This is a genomic window from Arthrobacter sp. B2a2-09 (assembly GCF_027587375.1).
Classification (GTDB): Bacteria; Actinomycetota; Actinomycetes; order Actinomycetales; family Micrococcaceae; genus Arthrobacter.
This window is the reverse complement of the sequence record NZ_JAMXIC010000014.1, coordinates 1-15166: the sequence shown is the minus strand read 5'-3', so window position 1 is coordinate 15166 and position 15166 is coordinate 1. Positions and strand designations below refer to the sequence as shown.

Genomic DNA, 15166 nt, shown 5'->3' with positions numbered 1-15166 from the left:
CCATAGCCCTTCCACGTCGAGGAACCCGCGATGGTTCCTCGACGTGGAAGGGCTGCGCGAAGCCTGCCATTGGACCAGCTATCTCGAAGGAAATCCATGGAATACAGAAAACTTGGCCGAAGCGGCATGTACGTCAGCGAGATCGCATACGGCAACTGGCTAACGCACGGGTCGCAGATTGATGACGACTTGGCAAGACAATGCGTGCATGCTGCCCTGGACGCCGGCATCAGCACTTTCGACACCGCCGACGCGTACGCGGAGACCCGGGCTGAAGCCGCCCTCGGCTCGGCGCTTGCCGGAATCCGGCGCGAGAGCGTGGAGATCTTCACCAAGGTGTATTTCCCGACAGGCCCGGGAAAGAACGATCGCGGACTCTCCCGGAAACACATTATGGAAGCCATCGACGGAAGCCTCCACCGGCTCAGAACAGACTACGTAGACCTCTACCAGGCACACCGATTCGACTACGAAACACCGCTCGAGGAAACGATGCAGGCTTTCGCCGACGTCGTGCGTGCCGGCAAAGCCCACTACATCGGCGTCTCCGAATGGACGGTGGATGAGATCCGTTCAGCAGCCGCCCTGGCCAAGGAACTCAACATCGCGCTGGTCTCCAACCAACCCCAGTACAACATGCTGTGGAGGGTTGTTGAACCGGAAATCATCCCGGCCAGTGAAGAGCTCGGGATGAGCCAGATTGTGTGGTCGCCCCTTGCCCAGGGTGTGCTGACCGGTAAGTACTTACCTGGGATGAAAGCACCTTCCGGTTCCCGCGCCACCGACGAAAACGGTGGCAAAGACACGATGGGCAAGTGGCTGGGCGATGACGTTCTCGCCAGGGTCCAGCGCCTTCAGCCCCTGGCAGCAGGAGCAGGAATTCCGCTAGGCACCCTCGCCCTGGCATGGGTGCTTCAAAACCCGAACGTATCCACCGCCATCATCGGCGCCTCCAAACCGGCGCAGATCAAGGAAAACGCCAAGGCCGCCGGGCTGACCCTAGAGGATGCACTCCTGAAGGAGATCGATGAAATCCTCGAACCCGTCATCGAACGCGACCCGCGCAAGGTCGATAGCTGCCACAGCAGGCCTTGACGACCATTAGCGGCAGCAGCGATAACAAGCCGCTGCCCTTAACTGATCAAAGAAACGGACCAACATGCCCATAAATACGACAAGTCCGGGCCGCTTCATAGGCATTGACATCGGTGGCACCGGCGTCAAAGGCGGGATCGTCAACCTCGAAAAGGGCGAGATCCTCGGAAGCTGCGTTCGTTTAACCACGCCCCAACCAGCTGATCCGGAATCGGTCGGCGATGTTGTCCGGCAGATCGTGGACGAACTCACCGCAGGAAATGAAGCAGGACGTGATTCAACCGTTGGCGTAACCTTTCCGGGCATCGTCCAGCACGGCACCTCTCGATCAGCGGCAAACATGGACAGGACCTTCATCGATTTCGACATCGGCACCCATTTCTCCAATCGCATTCGGCGGCCAGTCGCCGTCCTGAACGACGCCGACGCAGCAGGACTCGCGGAAGCCCGCTACGGCGCCGGCAAGGGAACACTCGGCACCGTTTTGGTCATTACCCTGGGCACCGGGATCGGATCAGCCCTGATTTTCGACGGGAACGTAGTGTCAAATGTCGAGCTAGGTCACATTTCCATCGATGGTCACGACGCTGAAACCAGAGCATCCGCCGTCGCCCGTGAACGTGACGGATTGGGCTGGCAAGAATACAGCGTCCGCTTGCAACGTTACCTTTCTGAACTTGAGTTCATGTTCTCGCCCGAACTCATCATTGTGGGTGGAGGCATCTCCCAAAGAGCCGACGAATACCTGCCTCACCTTAATCTGAGGACCCCCGTCGTTCCCGCGAAGCTCAGGAACGAGGCGGGCATCGTGGGCGCCGCCATCCAGGCTGCGTCAGCACCGTGGGACCGGACTGCCCGTTACGGGCTATTGAAGTCAGTAGCTGCGCCGTCGATTTTGGCCTCACCGAAGAGCCCGGAATCGAACAGGCCGGTTACGTCGAGCAGGTGAACAATGCCGAGACCCGATCCTCAAGATCCTTTGGATGCGGATCCGTCCGGAGTTCAGGGTTCAGTGGCCGTCGTGTCGTGCGCGCCGGTTGCTGATCAGACGGAGGGTGATGAGGGATCCACCAGCGGCGATGAGAGCCAACGGGACCAGCCAGGTCGCCGGGCTGATGTTGGCACCTGTTTTCGCAAGCCCGGCTTCCGGACTCGTACCCGTGGTTGGCTGACCGTTACCTCTCGGCGTGACAAGGCTGGTCGGAGCCACTGGCGCTACATCAGTCGAGGTTCCCGGTTCAGAGGGAGTGAGCGGGCCGGTGGGAGTGACCGGTTCAGTGGGAGTGACCGGGTCAGTGGGAGCAACAGGGTCGACGGGGGCGGTTGGCGCGCGCGATCCGGTCAGCTTGGCTGTTGCCGTGCGGGGGTAGTCGGCAGGTGTCCAGGTGTCGTTGAACGTGATCGTGCCCAGGGCGCCCGTGAGGTGGCTGCTCCCGGTCGGAGTCCATGTGACCGTGATTTCTTTGCTCTCCCCGGGGCCGAAGACCTTATCAAAGTCGCTAAGGGCTATATCCGTTGGGGTGCCGGCGTTGTTGAGGGCAGCCTCGATCAAGGCCCAGGTGGTGCCGGTGTTCGTCACGGTCACGGTTTGCTTGACCGTCTTGCCTGCCTGCACGGTGCCAAAATCAGCGTCCGTTACGGTCAGGGGCGCAGCCGTGACCTTTCCGGTCACATTCACCGGGTATGAGACGGGGCGTTGTTGGCCCCAGGACGGGGCGGGTACCTCAGCCTCGATGTAGAAGATTGGGTGGACCGGACCAGGCCAGGTTGGGGACTGGGCCAGAGGGATGGAAACAGTCTTCCCTGCCGGAATGACAACGGGGAACTGGCCCGCTTCCAGCGGTTTAAGACCCCCTGGCATGTATGCCGGTTCCAGGACGGGAAGATCAATGGCGGTGCGATTCGTCACCTCTAAGAAGACGGTCTTCTGCTCACCCACCTGCGTGGTGCCGAGGTCAATCTGACCGAAGTCAAGAGTCAGGACTTTGCCCGTGACCTGCACTGAGGCTTCAACGGCGTCACCTTCGGGTGTACCGTTTGCGGCAATCGGAACGGCCGAGGGATTCCACCCGCCGCCGTAACGTAAGTAGAAACTCTGTGGCGCAAAGTAGTACTCCAGGGTGCAAGTGTCACCGGCGTGCATCACAACGGAGGTCCACAGCGTCGGGCAGGTCCCGACGAGCTTGGCCCCTTCCTCCAGTGTGGGGGTATCGGGTACCACGTTCGAGGACACCCGGATGTCGCGCTTCGCGGTGAACGTGGACGTGCCGCTCTCGCGGATTCCGATACCGGCGCTAAGGGCGATCACCGTCGTATCGATGGAGAACAGATCGTTGGTAACGGGCCTGTCCGTGGCCATCGCCGGGGCAGCGGTAGCCAGACCGCCCAGAACGAAACTACCACTGAGCACACCTGCCAGAGAGGCACCCAGGGTGCGAGTGAAATTGAAGATCACAGTCTTCCCCCATCAGAGAATCAACAATCGCAGAAATCAAATGATAGCTGAATCTCAATTAGGCCCTCAATCCGGGAACTCTCAACGGTCACAGCAGCCGGCGGATTATCCGTGAGCGCGCCGTCCTCCAGGGTTTCTCGCGGGAGGACGGCGCGCCGTCCAGACCTTCTTTGGTTTGGGAAAGCGCTTGCGACACGGCGAGTCGCGTCATTCCGGGGCTTTAGCGCGCCAAAGAAGGTCAGGAAGGACATGCTGAAGGAGTATTCGGCTTAGGCGGCCGGTACGTCTTCGAAGGTGACCTGGTCCAACAGGATATGGCCCCAGCTTCCTGTGCCGTTATCGACCACCTGGAGCTGGGCGCTCTGACCGACGAGGTCGGAGACGTTCCAGGATGTCCACGCGAGATGCTCGCTGTTCTGGCCCGTCGCGGTGCGAACAACTTGCCCGTTGACCACGAGGTTGACCGTGGTCTGATTGTCGGGCTCACCGCCAACCGCGTTCGGCACGCTGCTGAACACGATCTGGTCCACCATGACGTGGCCCCAGGATCCGGTTGCGTGGTCGATGACCTGGATTTGGGCCTTCTGCCCCACGAGCGTGTGGACGTCCCAGTTCACGTTCGACATGGTCGATGAGTTCTGGCCCGTTGCCGTGCGGACAACTTGCCCGTTGACGAGGAGGTTCACCGCAGCGGCACCCGACTGGCCCCAGGGGTGGTTTCCTCCCGCGATGAGGAAGTCGATATAGTCCCGCGTGATCGTGAACGTCGGCGACGTGATCGCGCCGGTGGCGGCATCACCTCCTCCGACGTACGTATCGAGGACCTTGGAGCCGAGCTGGTTCGGGAGGGATTCCGCCGTCGGGCCTTGGCCAACGTAGCTGCCCGACGCCGTCCACCCGGCACCCCACGTCGCGCCCTCGAAGTCGGCGAAGACGTCCGAGGGCCTCGGGTTGTTCCCGCCTCCTGCGAGGAAGTTGACGTACGAGTGGCCGATGGTGAACGACGGCGAGGTCAGCGTTCCGGTCGACGCGTCGCCGCCGTTGAAACTGTTGACGAGCCTGTTCCCGAGGTAGCCCGTGACGGGCTGCTGGTTAGCGAGCGCCCCGGTGGCGGGCCCGGAACCGAAGGCCGCTCCCGCCGTCGTCCATGAACCATATGTGCTGCCTTCGAAGTCTGCGAACGGCGCCGCGGGATTCGCCTGCTCGGTGATATTGGCGAATTCCGTGATCGAGAGGTTGGTGAAGTTCGCGCTACCGCCGATCGTGAAAAGGGAGATCCCAGTGTCCGACGACGTGAAGAAGTCCTGGTTCGAGAGTGCGATCCGGCCGTCGTCGGCGAAGACCTCCACGCTGCCGTGGTCCACGAGGATCCGGAGGTGCACGGATGTCGCACCCGATGCGAGCGGCGCCTGCGACTGCTGGTAGGTGCCGAAGGAGTACGGCACCTGGTCCTGCGCGGAGCGATCGACGTAGAGGTTGCCCCCGTAGACGCCGATGTTCGTGTGCCGGCTGGCATCCTTGTTCTCGCCCACGGAGATACCGACGTTGTTCAGGGCGGTCCAGCTGACGTCGGCGTCGAGCTCGTAGGCCGAGCCGTGGTAGTCGAGGGCTGTCCGTCCATTGACAGTGGCGTTGGCGGGCTTAACGGTCTTGGTGGCGTAGTTGGCCAGATTCGGTGTCGGCTGGGACAGAAGGCTGTAGACGCCGCTGCCCTCGGACTTGAGGCTGAGCTGGCGCACCACGGACATCTGGCCGTTGTAGTTGTCGGTGGAGTCAGTCGGTACGGTGTGCGGCGCGTAATGCCAGTTGTTCATCCAGCCGATCGCGTAACGGGAGGTGTCGGGATTCGCGGCGTCCGGCCAGCTCACCGAGGCGTACCAGTCCGAGCCCCAGTCGAGCCACTGCGGGTCCGTCTGGTCCGCGACGAACGCCGAGCCGTTCCAGGTGCCGGTCCAGTAGGCGTACGTGTCCGGCTTGCCGCTGTAGTCGCCCTGCATGCTCCCGGCCATGATCCAATGCCACGAGCCGTCGTTGGCCTTCATCTGGAAGATGTCCGGGCACTCAACGCCGCCGATGTTCGGGGTGGTGTAGCTGAAGTCCGTCTGATGGGTCCAGGTCTTGAGGTCCGGCGAGGTGTAGAACGTGATTTTCTGCTGGCGGCCGATCGCTGCGACCCACGTCGAGTGCGCCGCGTCCCAAACGATCTTCGGGTCGCGGAACCAGTCCGAAGCATCCGGGTTGGCGATGACCGGCGCGCCGTACTGTGTGAACGTTGTCCCCCCGTCGGTCGAATACCAGAGGTATTGCGACTGCTGGAACGGGTCGCCGTCGGTGGGTTGCGTTGCGAGCGCGACGACGGCGCCGGCCCCGAAGCCCGCGGTGTTGTTCGTGTCGATCACCGAGGAGCCGGTCCAGACGGGGAAATTGCTCTGGAGCGGGAGGGCGTCGCCTTGGTCGTTGAACACCACGGTGTCCGACGACGTCGCATGTCGCCACCCGCCGGGGCCGTTGTCCTGGGTGCTGTGGAGGTAATAGAAGTTGTACTTGCCGTTGAGATAGATGGGCCGCTGAGGATCGCTCAGCCATCCTGACGGCGGGGTCATGTGGTAGGTGGCGCGCATTGTCGGTGCGGTCGCGCTGCCGACGGCTCCTGCGCCGGGGATGTCCCCGGTCACTACGGTGGTCGTGAAAAACATCGTGAGCGCGGCGAAGAGGGCGAGCAAGCTCGCCCTCTTCGACAGTCTCCTTGCTGAGTGGGCCATAAAATCTCCGGGTCTCGGTCAGGACTGCTCGACCGCCGATAGCTCTGCGTCGAGCCACTGCACACGGCGTTGTTGAGCAGGCGGGGGAGCTTGTGGTGGAGCTAAGGACTTGTGATTAAACGCTTAATCACGGAAAGAATAGCTGGCGATGAAGTTTTGATCAAGCGTTTTAGCGCACTGGTTTAATCGGCTGCGCGGACGGCGAGGCGACTCATGAGCGCGCGCCGGATCCGCTGGGCTGGCTGTTCTACCGCCACGCAGCTCAGGAAACCAAGGGGCCAGGCCGCCACGAGAGCGAGCGCAGCAAACCCGAGCGCGGGAACGTGTGATGGCGCATGGGCTGCAGCGAGGAGCTGTTGGACCGGCCATCCGTAGATGTAGATCCCGTAAGAGAGGTCGTAGTGAGACCCGATGGTGGATGCGCTGCCGATTGAACCGATCGACAGGACAAGGTAGGCAAACGGCAATGGGGCGAGGGCTGTACCGAAGCCCGTGGCGAGAGCGCCCCAGACGGCCAGTGCAGCGAGAAGGCTTGGCACCGCACCGACGCGGATTCTGTGCTTCTGGGTGGCAAGGAGGGATCCCGCCATGAAGATCGCGAGCAACGGGAGGACGAATTCGGTGCGGTTCGGCCCAAAGCCACCCGCTAGGAGCTTTCCGAAGACTGCGCCCGTGGATGCCGCAAAGAGCAGGAAAATTGCAGTGGCCGTGCCTCGCCTGCTCTCTGGAATCCTGCGGAGCAGGAACACAATCACAGCGACGATGACGTAGCACAGCCCCTCCCAGGTGAGAGTCCACAAGGGGCCGTTCCAGTCGAAGCGGTCGTTGTTGCCCCAGAGGGACGTCCCTATGGCGGGCGTGTCCATGACGCCGACGCTGAGGGCCAGGGCGGCGCCGAGGAAGGCCAGGGCTCCGCGTGGGTCGTAGGTTCCATGTGTCAGGAGGGCGCCAAGCGGTGCTGCCACGAAGGCAACAGCAAGCGCAGCGACGGCGAGAGCTGGATAGATGCGGGTGAGTCGGGCCGCGGCATACTCCAGGACTGTCTCGGAGCGTTCGGCGCTGACAGTGATGAGATAGCCGGAGATGGCGAAGAACCCTATGACGCCTGCGGTGCCGAGCTTGATCCCGTAAAGCGAGGGTTCCGGGCCGTAGCCGCCCAGCCACCAGGAGTGGGAGACGATCACGGCTGCGGCGAAGACCAAGCGCAGGGCGTTCAGCGAGTTTGGCCCGGAGCCCAGGGCGCTACCCAGGGTGCGGGCGCCTAGCATGGCCAGACTCGGACCGCTCCGGGCTCTCGTTGGGGTCTTCATGGGCTGGTCATCTCTTTTTGGGCTCAGAGGCTATTCGGGTGACCTTCTTGGGTGTGACCCGGATAACACTCTGATCGAATCTACACGAGTAGATTCGAGGGGTCAAGCGACTTTACCTTCGTCCCGGTTCTCGTGCGAAACAGTGAGCGCGCTTCCTGTGCTGTCCCAGAGAAATCGTTCAACGTCACACCGTAGGGGCGCGTGTTTGCCGAGGATTTACGCGGGGGAATTAGTGAGGCGCCGCCATCTAGCCACAGTGTGATGCCCTCCTGCCGTGCCGTTCCGCCCTTCAATAGACTTCCGAACACGTTCCGAATACGATGGATGCATGACCATCGCAGCAGACCTCCCAGTGGCAACCCGACGCTCATCTGACCTGAGCAAGCACTCCGCCGAGGTTTTCGCCGAGGCCGAGGACCATCCCGTGACGGTGACCCGGCGCGACGGCGAGACGCTGGTTCTGATGTCGCAGCGTGAAGCCGATGGGCGCTCCCTCCTGCTGAACTTCGCCGCGCAGCTCATCACCGTCACTCTCGATGACCGCGGCACGCTGGCCGAGCGCATGTCGAAGGCTTTCCCCTGGATGCTCGCCCTCTCGCCAGTCGATAGGGAGTCCTGTGCACAGGACCTCGTCGATGCTGCGCGTGCGTCTTTCTCAACCAACCAGCCGCACCTCGCCATTGCCGAGCTGACCAGCTGGAAAGAGACGGCCACGGCCGTAGCCGCCGGGCTCGGCAGCGCCGACCTCGTGTGGCTTGACGATGACGAGACCGTGGAGCGGCCGTAACTGTGGCCGCGGCCAAGAAGGGCGAGCTGGTCCCCCGTCCACCGAAAAAGATTGAGTACGAGATCCGCTTCGCCACCGCCGACGCGCAGAAGGGGTGGCGGGATCTCGTCGCAACGATCCGCAACCCTATGACGGAGACCTGGGACTTCCTCACCCGGACGCCGTTGGCGACGACGCCGACGAACTACCGGCTGAAGGGCGAACTCGGCGTCATCGAGCGAGGTGGCACGAGGTACGAGCGCTGGCAGCACAAACCGACGGCGATGGGCACCGCACGCATCTGGTTCTACCATCACGAGCGCACAGTCTTTCTCGAGCAGGTGCACACCAGTCATCCGAACGAGACGAAGTAGCCCGAACCAGACTCGTTTCAGCCGAAGCTCACCCGCGACGGACAGCCACCCTCAATCAGCCCGTCGATAGTGCAAGGCGACCGCGCCGTTGCTGAGCGGCTGCGCAGAGATCAGATCGAGGCGTCGGGTGCTAGGCAGCCCGCCCTGGTACAGAGTGGGACCGTGGCCGGCAATCCTGGGATGGACAAGGAACTTGTACTCGTCGATCAGATCCAGTTGGTCCAGCGCTGTCGCAAGTTTGCCGCTGCCGACGAGCACCCCGCCGGGAGTCGCATCCTTGAGATCCTGCACCGCCGTGCGCAGCTCGCCCACGACGTGGTGGCTGTTGGTCCACGGGAAGTCGCTTCGCGTCGACGACACAACGTACTTCGGCTTGGCCTCCAGCTTGAGCGCCCACTCGCGCATCGCAGGCGGCGCGTCCTCCTCGCCGCGGGCGACCGCTGGCCAGTAGCTCTCCATCATCTCGTAGGTGGTGCGGCCCCAGAGCATTGCGCCCCCCTCGTCCATGAGGCGGGTGAAGTAGGCGTGCGTCTCGTCGTCGGCGATGCCTTCCTGGTGGTCGACGCAACCATCAAGGGTGACGTTGATGCTGAAGGTTAGGAGACCCATACGATGATTCTAGGCTGCCCACTTACCGATGCCTCAACTATCACCGCCTCGCCACGGAGGCTATTCACTGAACTAGTTAACGGGTAACACTGCAGGCTCTCCTCTACTCAATTCCGTGCAAGGATGCGCAGGTCTTCATTCGAGTAGCGGAACCTCTAGTATTTTGTCCAGTCGAGCGCCTTAATCCTTGCTATGAACAAGGTGAACAGCTGGGTCGAGCTACTCGGCGGCTGGTGTTTGGGGCGGCGTCCAAGGACGTCAGATACTCGGCACATGATCGGATCATGGGCCGCAAAAGCGATGCTTAGTTTCATCGTATTTGAGTGGGTCGTTCAGCTTGGGTGGAAAGGCAATGGCACTTACAGCTACGCATCGAACTACGTCAGCGACCTCGGCGCGGTACATTGCGACGACGTCGGAAACCCTACCCGCTACGTGTGTTCTCCGTCCTTCGCTGCGATGGATCTGGCTCTTATCTTCATCGGCGTGAACGTCGTAGTAGCGGCCTGTCTCATCACTTCGCCGGTGCTCTGGATTGCAGCACATGCCGGCGACCTTGATGACGCTTACAAGGCGGTACGCCGGGACAAAACTGACGGCAAGATTCGAATGCGGCCCACCGGCTTTGCCAAGGTAACGACAACCATCATTCGTTGGTCGCTCGCCGTTACCGGGCTGGCTATTTTCGCAATCGGCGTCTTCCCCGAAGACTATCCAAATGCAGGCCACACTATTGGAATCCACGACCCGGCCGTCGTCATTCTGTCCTTTGGTATCTTCGTAACCCTCGTCTCGATCGGCGTGCTCTGGTTTAGACGGACCAACGCAAGCCTTTGGTTTTTCGGACTGGCCATCGTCGCCGGTGTATCTGGGTTGTTGATGCTGCTCACCGGGGGTAATACCGATTTCTCAGGCATTTTTGAGCGTGGCGTCATCTACGCATTCATTGCCGGCCTGGCCATCCTTGGCTTCATGGTCAGTTCTGCGGCCCATCATGAGCGCATTGGCCAACTTCAGCCGCGACCAATCGCAAGGCCGCTATGGGGGCCTCGCCAGGCTGGGCGGCTTGTCGCACCGTTCAGGCGGCGTCACGCGACCGTGCTCGAGGTTTAGCAGTCGACCATGCCGCGGGAACCCGCCCCTTGTTGGCGAGTCCTGCAGCCGGCCCGAGATGGGGGGATAACGGCCAGAATGGTCCACCGGGCGGACACATGTCCGCTCTGGCTTGCTTTGAACATCGACACCTGACATCACGCAGACCTGAATCGGGAGGCTACCGCCTCACGCGTAGCTGAAACGTCAACATCCCCGGCTGTCTCCGCGGCAAGCACTTTGGCCAGCCGTCTCGGCCAGAGCACGTGAACACCACGAGGCGAGAACGCGCCCCCGATTAGGGGCCAGTTGGCCTCGACGAAGCAGAGCACAGCGGTAACCGGAACGCTCCCGACGCCGGCGCGCACTACGTCGACCTGTTTGAGCACCCCATCGACCAGTTTCGTGCAATCTCAGCTGGCGAAATCTGCACCACGACGCCCAGAGAAAGCAGAAAACCCCCGGATTTCCGGGGGTTTTCTTTGGCGGTGACGGTGGGATTTGAAACCTTTTCAGCCCCAATGAGGGCATGAAAAATCCCTAGAATTCAAGGATTTTGGTTACTTCAAATCACCCGTTCTTACATCGGATGTGCCCAAAATGTGCCCAAAAAGTGCCCAGGGCCGACTTGCGAACTTTCTGCGGGCTAGCCGCTACCTGAAAGGGTCGGGCTCTGGTTCCATCCACCATTCGCCGTTCTTATGGTTCCGTGCCCGTAGCCATTCCACGAGGGCCCTGATGTCGTCCTCGTGCAGCATGATTCGCCGCTTGCTGAGTCGAGTGTGAATGCCGGAGATCCGGCAGTGGTTGCGAAGCTCTGACCCGGTCATGCCCAAGCAGGAACAATGGGTTCGTTGGCATGCGCCCGAAGCTATCCGCCATCTGAGGAAAACAGCCCCCACACGAGTGAAAATGGCCCTATGCCGAGAGTGGGCTTGGCAGCTGGGGGCCGGGGTCTTTTGTCGGCATCGCCGACGAATGAATCCGTTCAATGGCTCAAGGGCATCTTCGCCATCCGACAGAAGGAGCTCGCGGCAGCCCGATTCGTTTCGGACATGAACACTGCCATCCAAAAAGGAATCGTTATGGACCTTCCGAACTTCATGGCACTCAACGTCCTAACAGCACTGAACTTTAAACACCAAGGATTCCGCCATGAAAAAGAAGTCCGCTGCGTCAGCCTCTCGGCTAGCGTAAATTTCCTAGTGATGCCCACTGATAGTGCCAAGACAATCGTGCCGTGGAAAGGATCTCCGGTCAGCGCTAAAACGGCACATCAGCCCCTGCCAATAAAGGAAATCCTGATTGGGCCGAGGGCCACGGCCCCGACAATCGAAGCCATCTCCCAATGCCTTTCTGACGCCGGACTCAAGGACCTCGTGGCACAAAGCGACCTTCCGTTCCGCTGAACTCCGTGCGAGGCGCCGCCAACGAGCGTCCGGCTCCGGAGATGTTGGGGTATATCAGCTCGGTGTACTGGAATTTTGGCAGGATCGCTGGCGGATAGTGTCCGCTTAGAGGAATGGACGCGCTACTGTCGACTGCTGGAATTCCCCCTTAAATAGCCCGAGGAAATGAACTTTTCAATTTCACTTTCGTGTCCACTGTTTTGAGCTAGTGGACGGACATTACGACAAACAGTCGAGATGGGTGCCCTATTGGAGCGGGGAATTGCAGCCTACAGGTTCAAAAAGTCTTGTGGCGCGAGTATGGACTACTCGCTGCACTGGGCTTACTACACGACCGTCACTCTATTGACACTCGGATAACACAAACCTATTTACATGCACCTGTTTTGAATGTAAGAATTTGCGCACCCACAGAAGCTCGACTACCTTCACTCGCGGTCGATGCTTCCACTCGCGCTAGTTATTGGGGGGGCACATGCGCGCCTTTAATGCGCCTTTTGGCTCAATTGGATTTTCAGTTTTCAGCAGGATTGTTGCCGGCTTTGCAGCAGCGGTCGTGGTCGCCGGGATACTCGGTGTTTCCCCGGTACCGGCGAATGCCGCTGCTGCGCCACAAACTGCTGAACCAACAGTAGTCACGGCACCAACAGGCGCGGTTCCGTTGGATCTCGTGAAAGGCGATGCGTGCAGTCCAAACTCCTTAGACGGGGAGGCAGTGGCGAGCCTCCAGTGCATTGCCGGAACCGCGAGGGTGACCCGCAGCCTCAATCTCAATCCGGAGTGTTACAAGGGCTTCAACGCCGGGTTGCTTTATGCCAATGGCGTGTACCAACTTCACCAGTGTGGTTCCACAGGCAAAGGAGCGGAAGCCATTGCCCAGGCCCGATATATCTACGGGCGCAGCATGGCCTCCCAGAGTGTCCACTTCTATCCCGGTATTAGTCCGGGGATCCAATGGGAAATGAGCCTGCCAGATGGGCGCGTCACACGCAGAAGTGACATCGTCGAGTACGACCCGAACCCCAATCCGACATCCAAGCTGGTTGACATTCTCGAAGCGAAAGGCGCCTGGTACGGCACCTCATCGGATGCGCAAACCCAGGTGAATAACTACGTCCGCTTGTTCAATGGGTCCCAGCAGGACACGTCCTATGCGGCGCAGCTCTCTTCAAGAACACACCCCTACACGGACGCCTTCAAGATCCACATTGGGAATTGTTTCGATGGCAGCGAGCAATATGTGGAATACGCCGTATCGAAACCCGCAGATGGCGTGCTGATGGTGACACCCGGGAGAGCCCGGGAAGACTGCAACCAACCGGCGCGAGTCCTTGACGTCCAATGGTTGGATCAGGACTTCGACACCTGGCCCAAGACCTATCCGCTGGTGCTCCCACTGATCGGGACGGTAGGAGGCGGCTCCCAACCGGAGCCGCTGTGGCTCCGTACGTTGCCGCTGCGCAGGTTCGCGGACCTCGTCGAATCGGTACTGCGCAATGCATCCTGCATGTGGCTCTGCATTGGCTCCGACGGTGTGAGAACGCCTGATGGCCCCCTTGATCTCCCCAACCAGTTGATGCTGATGGATTGGCTCAAATCCCAGGGCGTTCAAACCGCGTTCGGCGACCCGCACCTGGTCAACCTCGACGGAACCGCTTTCGACGTCCAGTCGGTTGGCGAATTCGACCTCGTCCAGTCGGCGCAGGACGACGTACCGTACGACTTCCGGGTACAGGCCCGCTTCAAGGGGCTCTCCGGCGGCAAGGTATCAACAACGGACGCAGTTGCCTTTGTCCTCAACGGCAAGAAAGTCATCCTCTCCAGCACAGGGCTTACAGTCGAAGGCACCCATCTGGACATTCCCGACGGGTCGTACGTCTACTTCGGAGCAGGCTCGGCAGTGTTCCGAAACGGCAACGCATACGCCGCTGTCTGGCCGGGCCAGACAGACCGCCCGGTACTCACCTTCGAATCTTCAAATGTCCGCATCCACGTACCATCTGCCATCTCGACCCGGGGACTCTTGGGCAACAACAACGGGGTCAAAGGCGACGATTTCGTCACCCGAGGCGGATGGAACCTCGGAGCGAACCCGGGCGCAGCGGCCCTGCACGGGTCCTTCGCAGACTCGTGGCGCATCACCGATGCAACCTCACTCTTCAGTTACGGCACGGGACAATCAACCGCAACGTTCACCGACACGAGCTACCCCCAGAACATTGTCAAAGTCTCCGACTACAGCTCTGACGTCATCACAGCGGCCCAGAACTCCTGCCACCAGGCCAACGTCGACGAAGGTCCTGCCCTCAGCGGCTGCATCAGCGACGTGATCCTCAGTGGCGACGCACCGACCTACACGGCCCTTGCGGCCCAGGTCAAAGCGCCCGCCAGTTCACTCGTTGGATCAAAAACGTTCGACTCCAACGGGCACCTCGGCGAAGACTTCGAAAGCGCTGTCGCCCCGAATTTTGATCCCTACAGGCTTTCAACCGATTCCGCGACGTCGACCATCGCGGGCCCGCTTTCCGGCGACAGGCCCTATGCCTTCTCTGTCACAGATATGCCCGCGCACAACTCCCTCACCGTTGCCTTTGATCTACTCACTCTCGGAACCTGGGACGGAGTGAACTCTTCGCTGGCCCTGAACATCGACGGCTCAAGTGTGTGGTCAAGCAGCCTCTCCTCGGTGACCAACGCGACTCCGGCTGGCACAGGGCAGCTCGCCTCCGGAGACCAATTCAAGAAATACCGGGTCAGCGTCAACCTGCCCCACTTGACGCCCACCCTCAAAGCCTCGCTCACGGCAAGCGGCATCGCGCTAACGGCGAGCAGAGCAATCGGTATAGACAACATCGACATCACCGAACAACTGATCCCGCCCCAGACCTTCGCGCTCCCTCTTGACGGCAGTGCAATCAGCGACGGCGTCCCCGGGGCCGGTGCGGGGAACCTGGAAACGAAGGCCTCCAAGGACGCCTACACATTCACTGTTCCTGACGGAGGCAGGACGTTGTTCCTGGATTTCCGCTCGTGTGTGAGCAACAACGGGAATCAGTTCTTGAACGGGCTGATGTGGCAAGTCGTCAATGCATCGAGCGGTACGAAAGTCGCCGGGGGTTACTGCAGCAGCGGCAACACGACTGTGGACCTTCCGCCGGGAGATTACCGGCTCGAGCTGACGACAGATCCCACGCGAGACTCCTGGGGAACGTATAGCCTGTCGGCGTTCTTCGTCCCCGACCCTCAGACCTTCACCCTGCCGCTCGACGGGAGCGCCGTAAGCAACAGCGTCCC

11 protein-coding genes are annotated in these 15166 nt (G+C 60.9%); 7 read left to right on the top strand and 4 right to left on the bottom strand.

Annotation, left to right across the window (positions count from 1 at the left end):
* The first annotated feature begins 96 nt into the window (after positions 1–96).
* Positions 97–1095, top strand: coding sequence for an aldo/keto reductase family protein (locus NFJ07_RS15225; RefSeq protein WP_269995564.1), 999 nt, complete (start codon positions 97–99; stop codon positions 1093–1095).
* Positions 1096–1159: 64 nt separating this feature from the next.
* Positions 1160–2044, top strand: a complete 885-nt coding sequence (gene ppgK / locus NFJ07_RS15220) for a polyphosphate--glucose phosphotransferase (RefSeq protein ID WP_269995562.1) — start codon at positions 1160–1162, stop codon at positions 2042–2044.
* A 60-nt stretch (positions 2045–2104) separates the two neighbouring features.
* On the opposite strand, the gene NFJ07_RS15215 is transcribed toward ppgK, so the two are convergent.
* The 3 genes from NFJ07_RS15215 to NFJ07_RS15205 all read right to left on the bottom strand — a co-directional run bounded on the left by NFJ07_RS15215 (position 2105) and on the right by NFJ07_RS15205 (position 7622).
* Positions 2105–3550 carry a choice-of-anchor D domain-containing protein gene (locus tag NFJ07_RS15215; RefSeq protein ID WP_269995561.1) on the bottom strand — a complete coding sequence of 482 codons (1446 nt, stop codon included), beginning with the start codon at positions 3548–3550 and terminating at the stop codon, positions 2105–2107.
* A gap of 269 nt (positions 3551–3819) precedes the next feature.
* The gene (locus NFJ07_RS15210) at positions 3820–6312 is read right to left on the bottom strand and encodes a glycoside hydrolase family 32 protein (protein WP_269995559.1); all 2493 of its coding nucleotides are present in this window, start codon (positions 6310–6312) and stop codon (positions 3820–3822) included.
* A 182-nt stretch (positions 6313–6494) separates the two neighbouring features.
* Entirely contained in the window at positions 6495–7622 is a 1128-nt protein-coding gene (locus NFJ07_RS15205) for an acyltransferase family protein (protein ID WP_269995557.1), read from the bottom strand.
* A 328-nt stretch (positions 7623–7950) separates the two neighbouring features.
* On the opposite strand from NFJ07_RS15205, the gene NFJ07_RS15200 reads away from it, so the two are divergent.
* Positions 7951–8409, top strand: coding sequence for a prevent-host-death protein (locus NFJ07_RS15200; RefSeq protein WP_269995555.1), 459 nt, complete (start codon positions 7951–7953; stop codon positions 8407–8409).
* 2 nt (positions 8410–8411) lie between these two features.
* Positions 8412–8762, top strand: coding sequence for a hypothetical protein (locus tag NFJ07_RS15195; RefSeq protein ID WP_269995553.1), 351 nt, complete (start codon positions 8412–8414; stop codon positions 8760–8762).
* 51 nt (positions 8763–8813) lie between these two features.
* Here the strand turns inward: NFJ07_RS15195 and NFJ07_RS15190 are convergent, their stop codons facing one another.
* Complete coding sequence (locus NFJ07_RS15190; RefSeq protein WP_269995551.1) at positions 8814–9371, bottom strand: dihydrofolate reductase family protein; 558 nt, start codon at positions 9369–9371, stop codon at positions 8814–8816.
* A gap of 273 nt (positions 9372–9644) precedes the next feature.
* Between NFJ07_RS15190 and NFJ07_RS15185 the strand changes: the two genes are divergently transcribed.
* The 3 genes from NFJ07_RS15185 to NFJ07_RS15175 all read left to right on the top strand — a co-directional run.
* Complete coding sequence (locus tag NFJ07_RS15185; protein WP_269995550.1) at positions 9645–10484, top strand: DUF998 domain-containing protein; 840 nt, start codon at positions 9645–9647, stop codon at positions 10482–10484.
* A gap of 1034 nt (positions 10485–11518) precedes the next feature.
* A complete protein-coding gene (locus NFJ07_RS15180; protein WP_269995549.1) occupies positions 11519–11872 on the top strand; it encodes a hypothetical protein in 354 nt (117 codons plus the stop codon).
* 961 nt (positions 11873–12833) lie between these two features.
* Positions 12834–15166, top strand: a 2333-nt coding sequence (locus NFJ07_RS15175; RefSeq protein WP_269995547.1) for a VWD domain-containing protein, incomplete at its 3' end; no start/stop codon positions are given.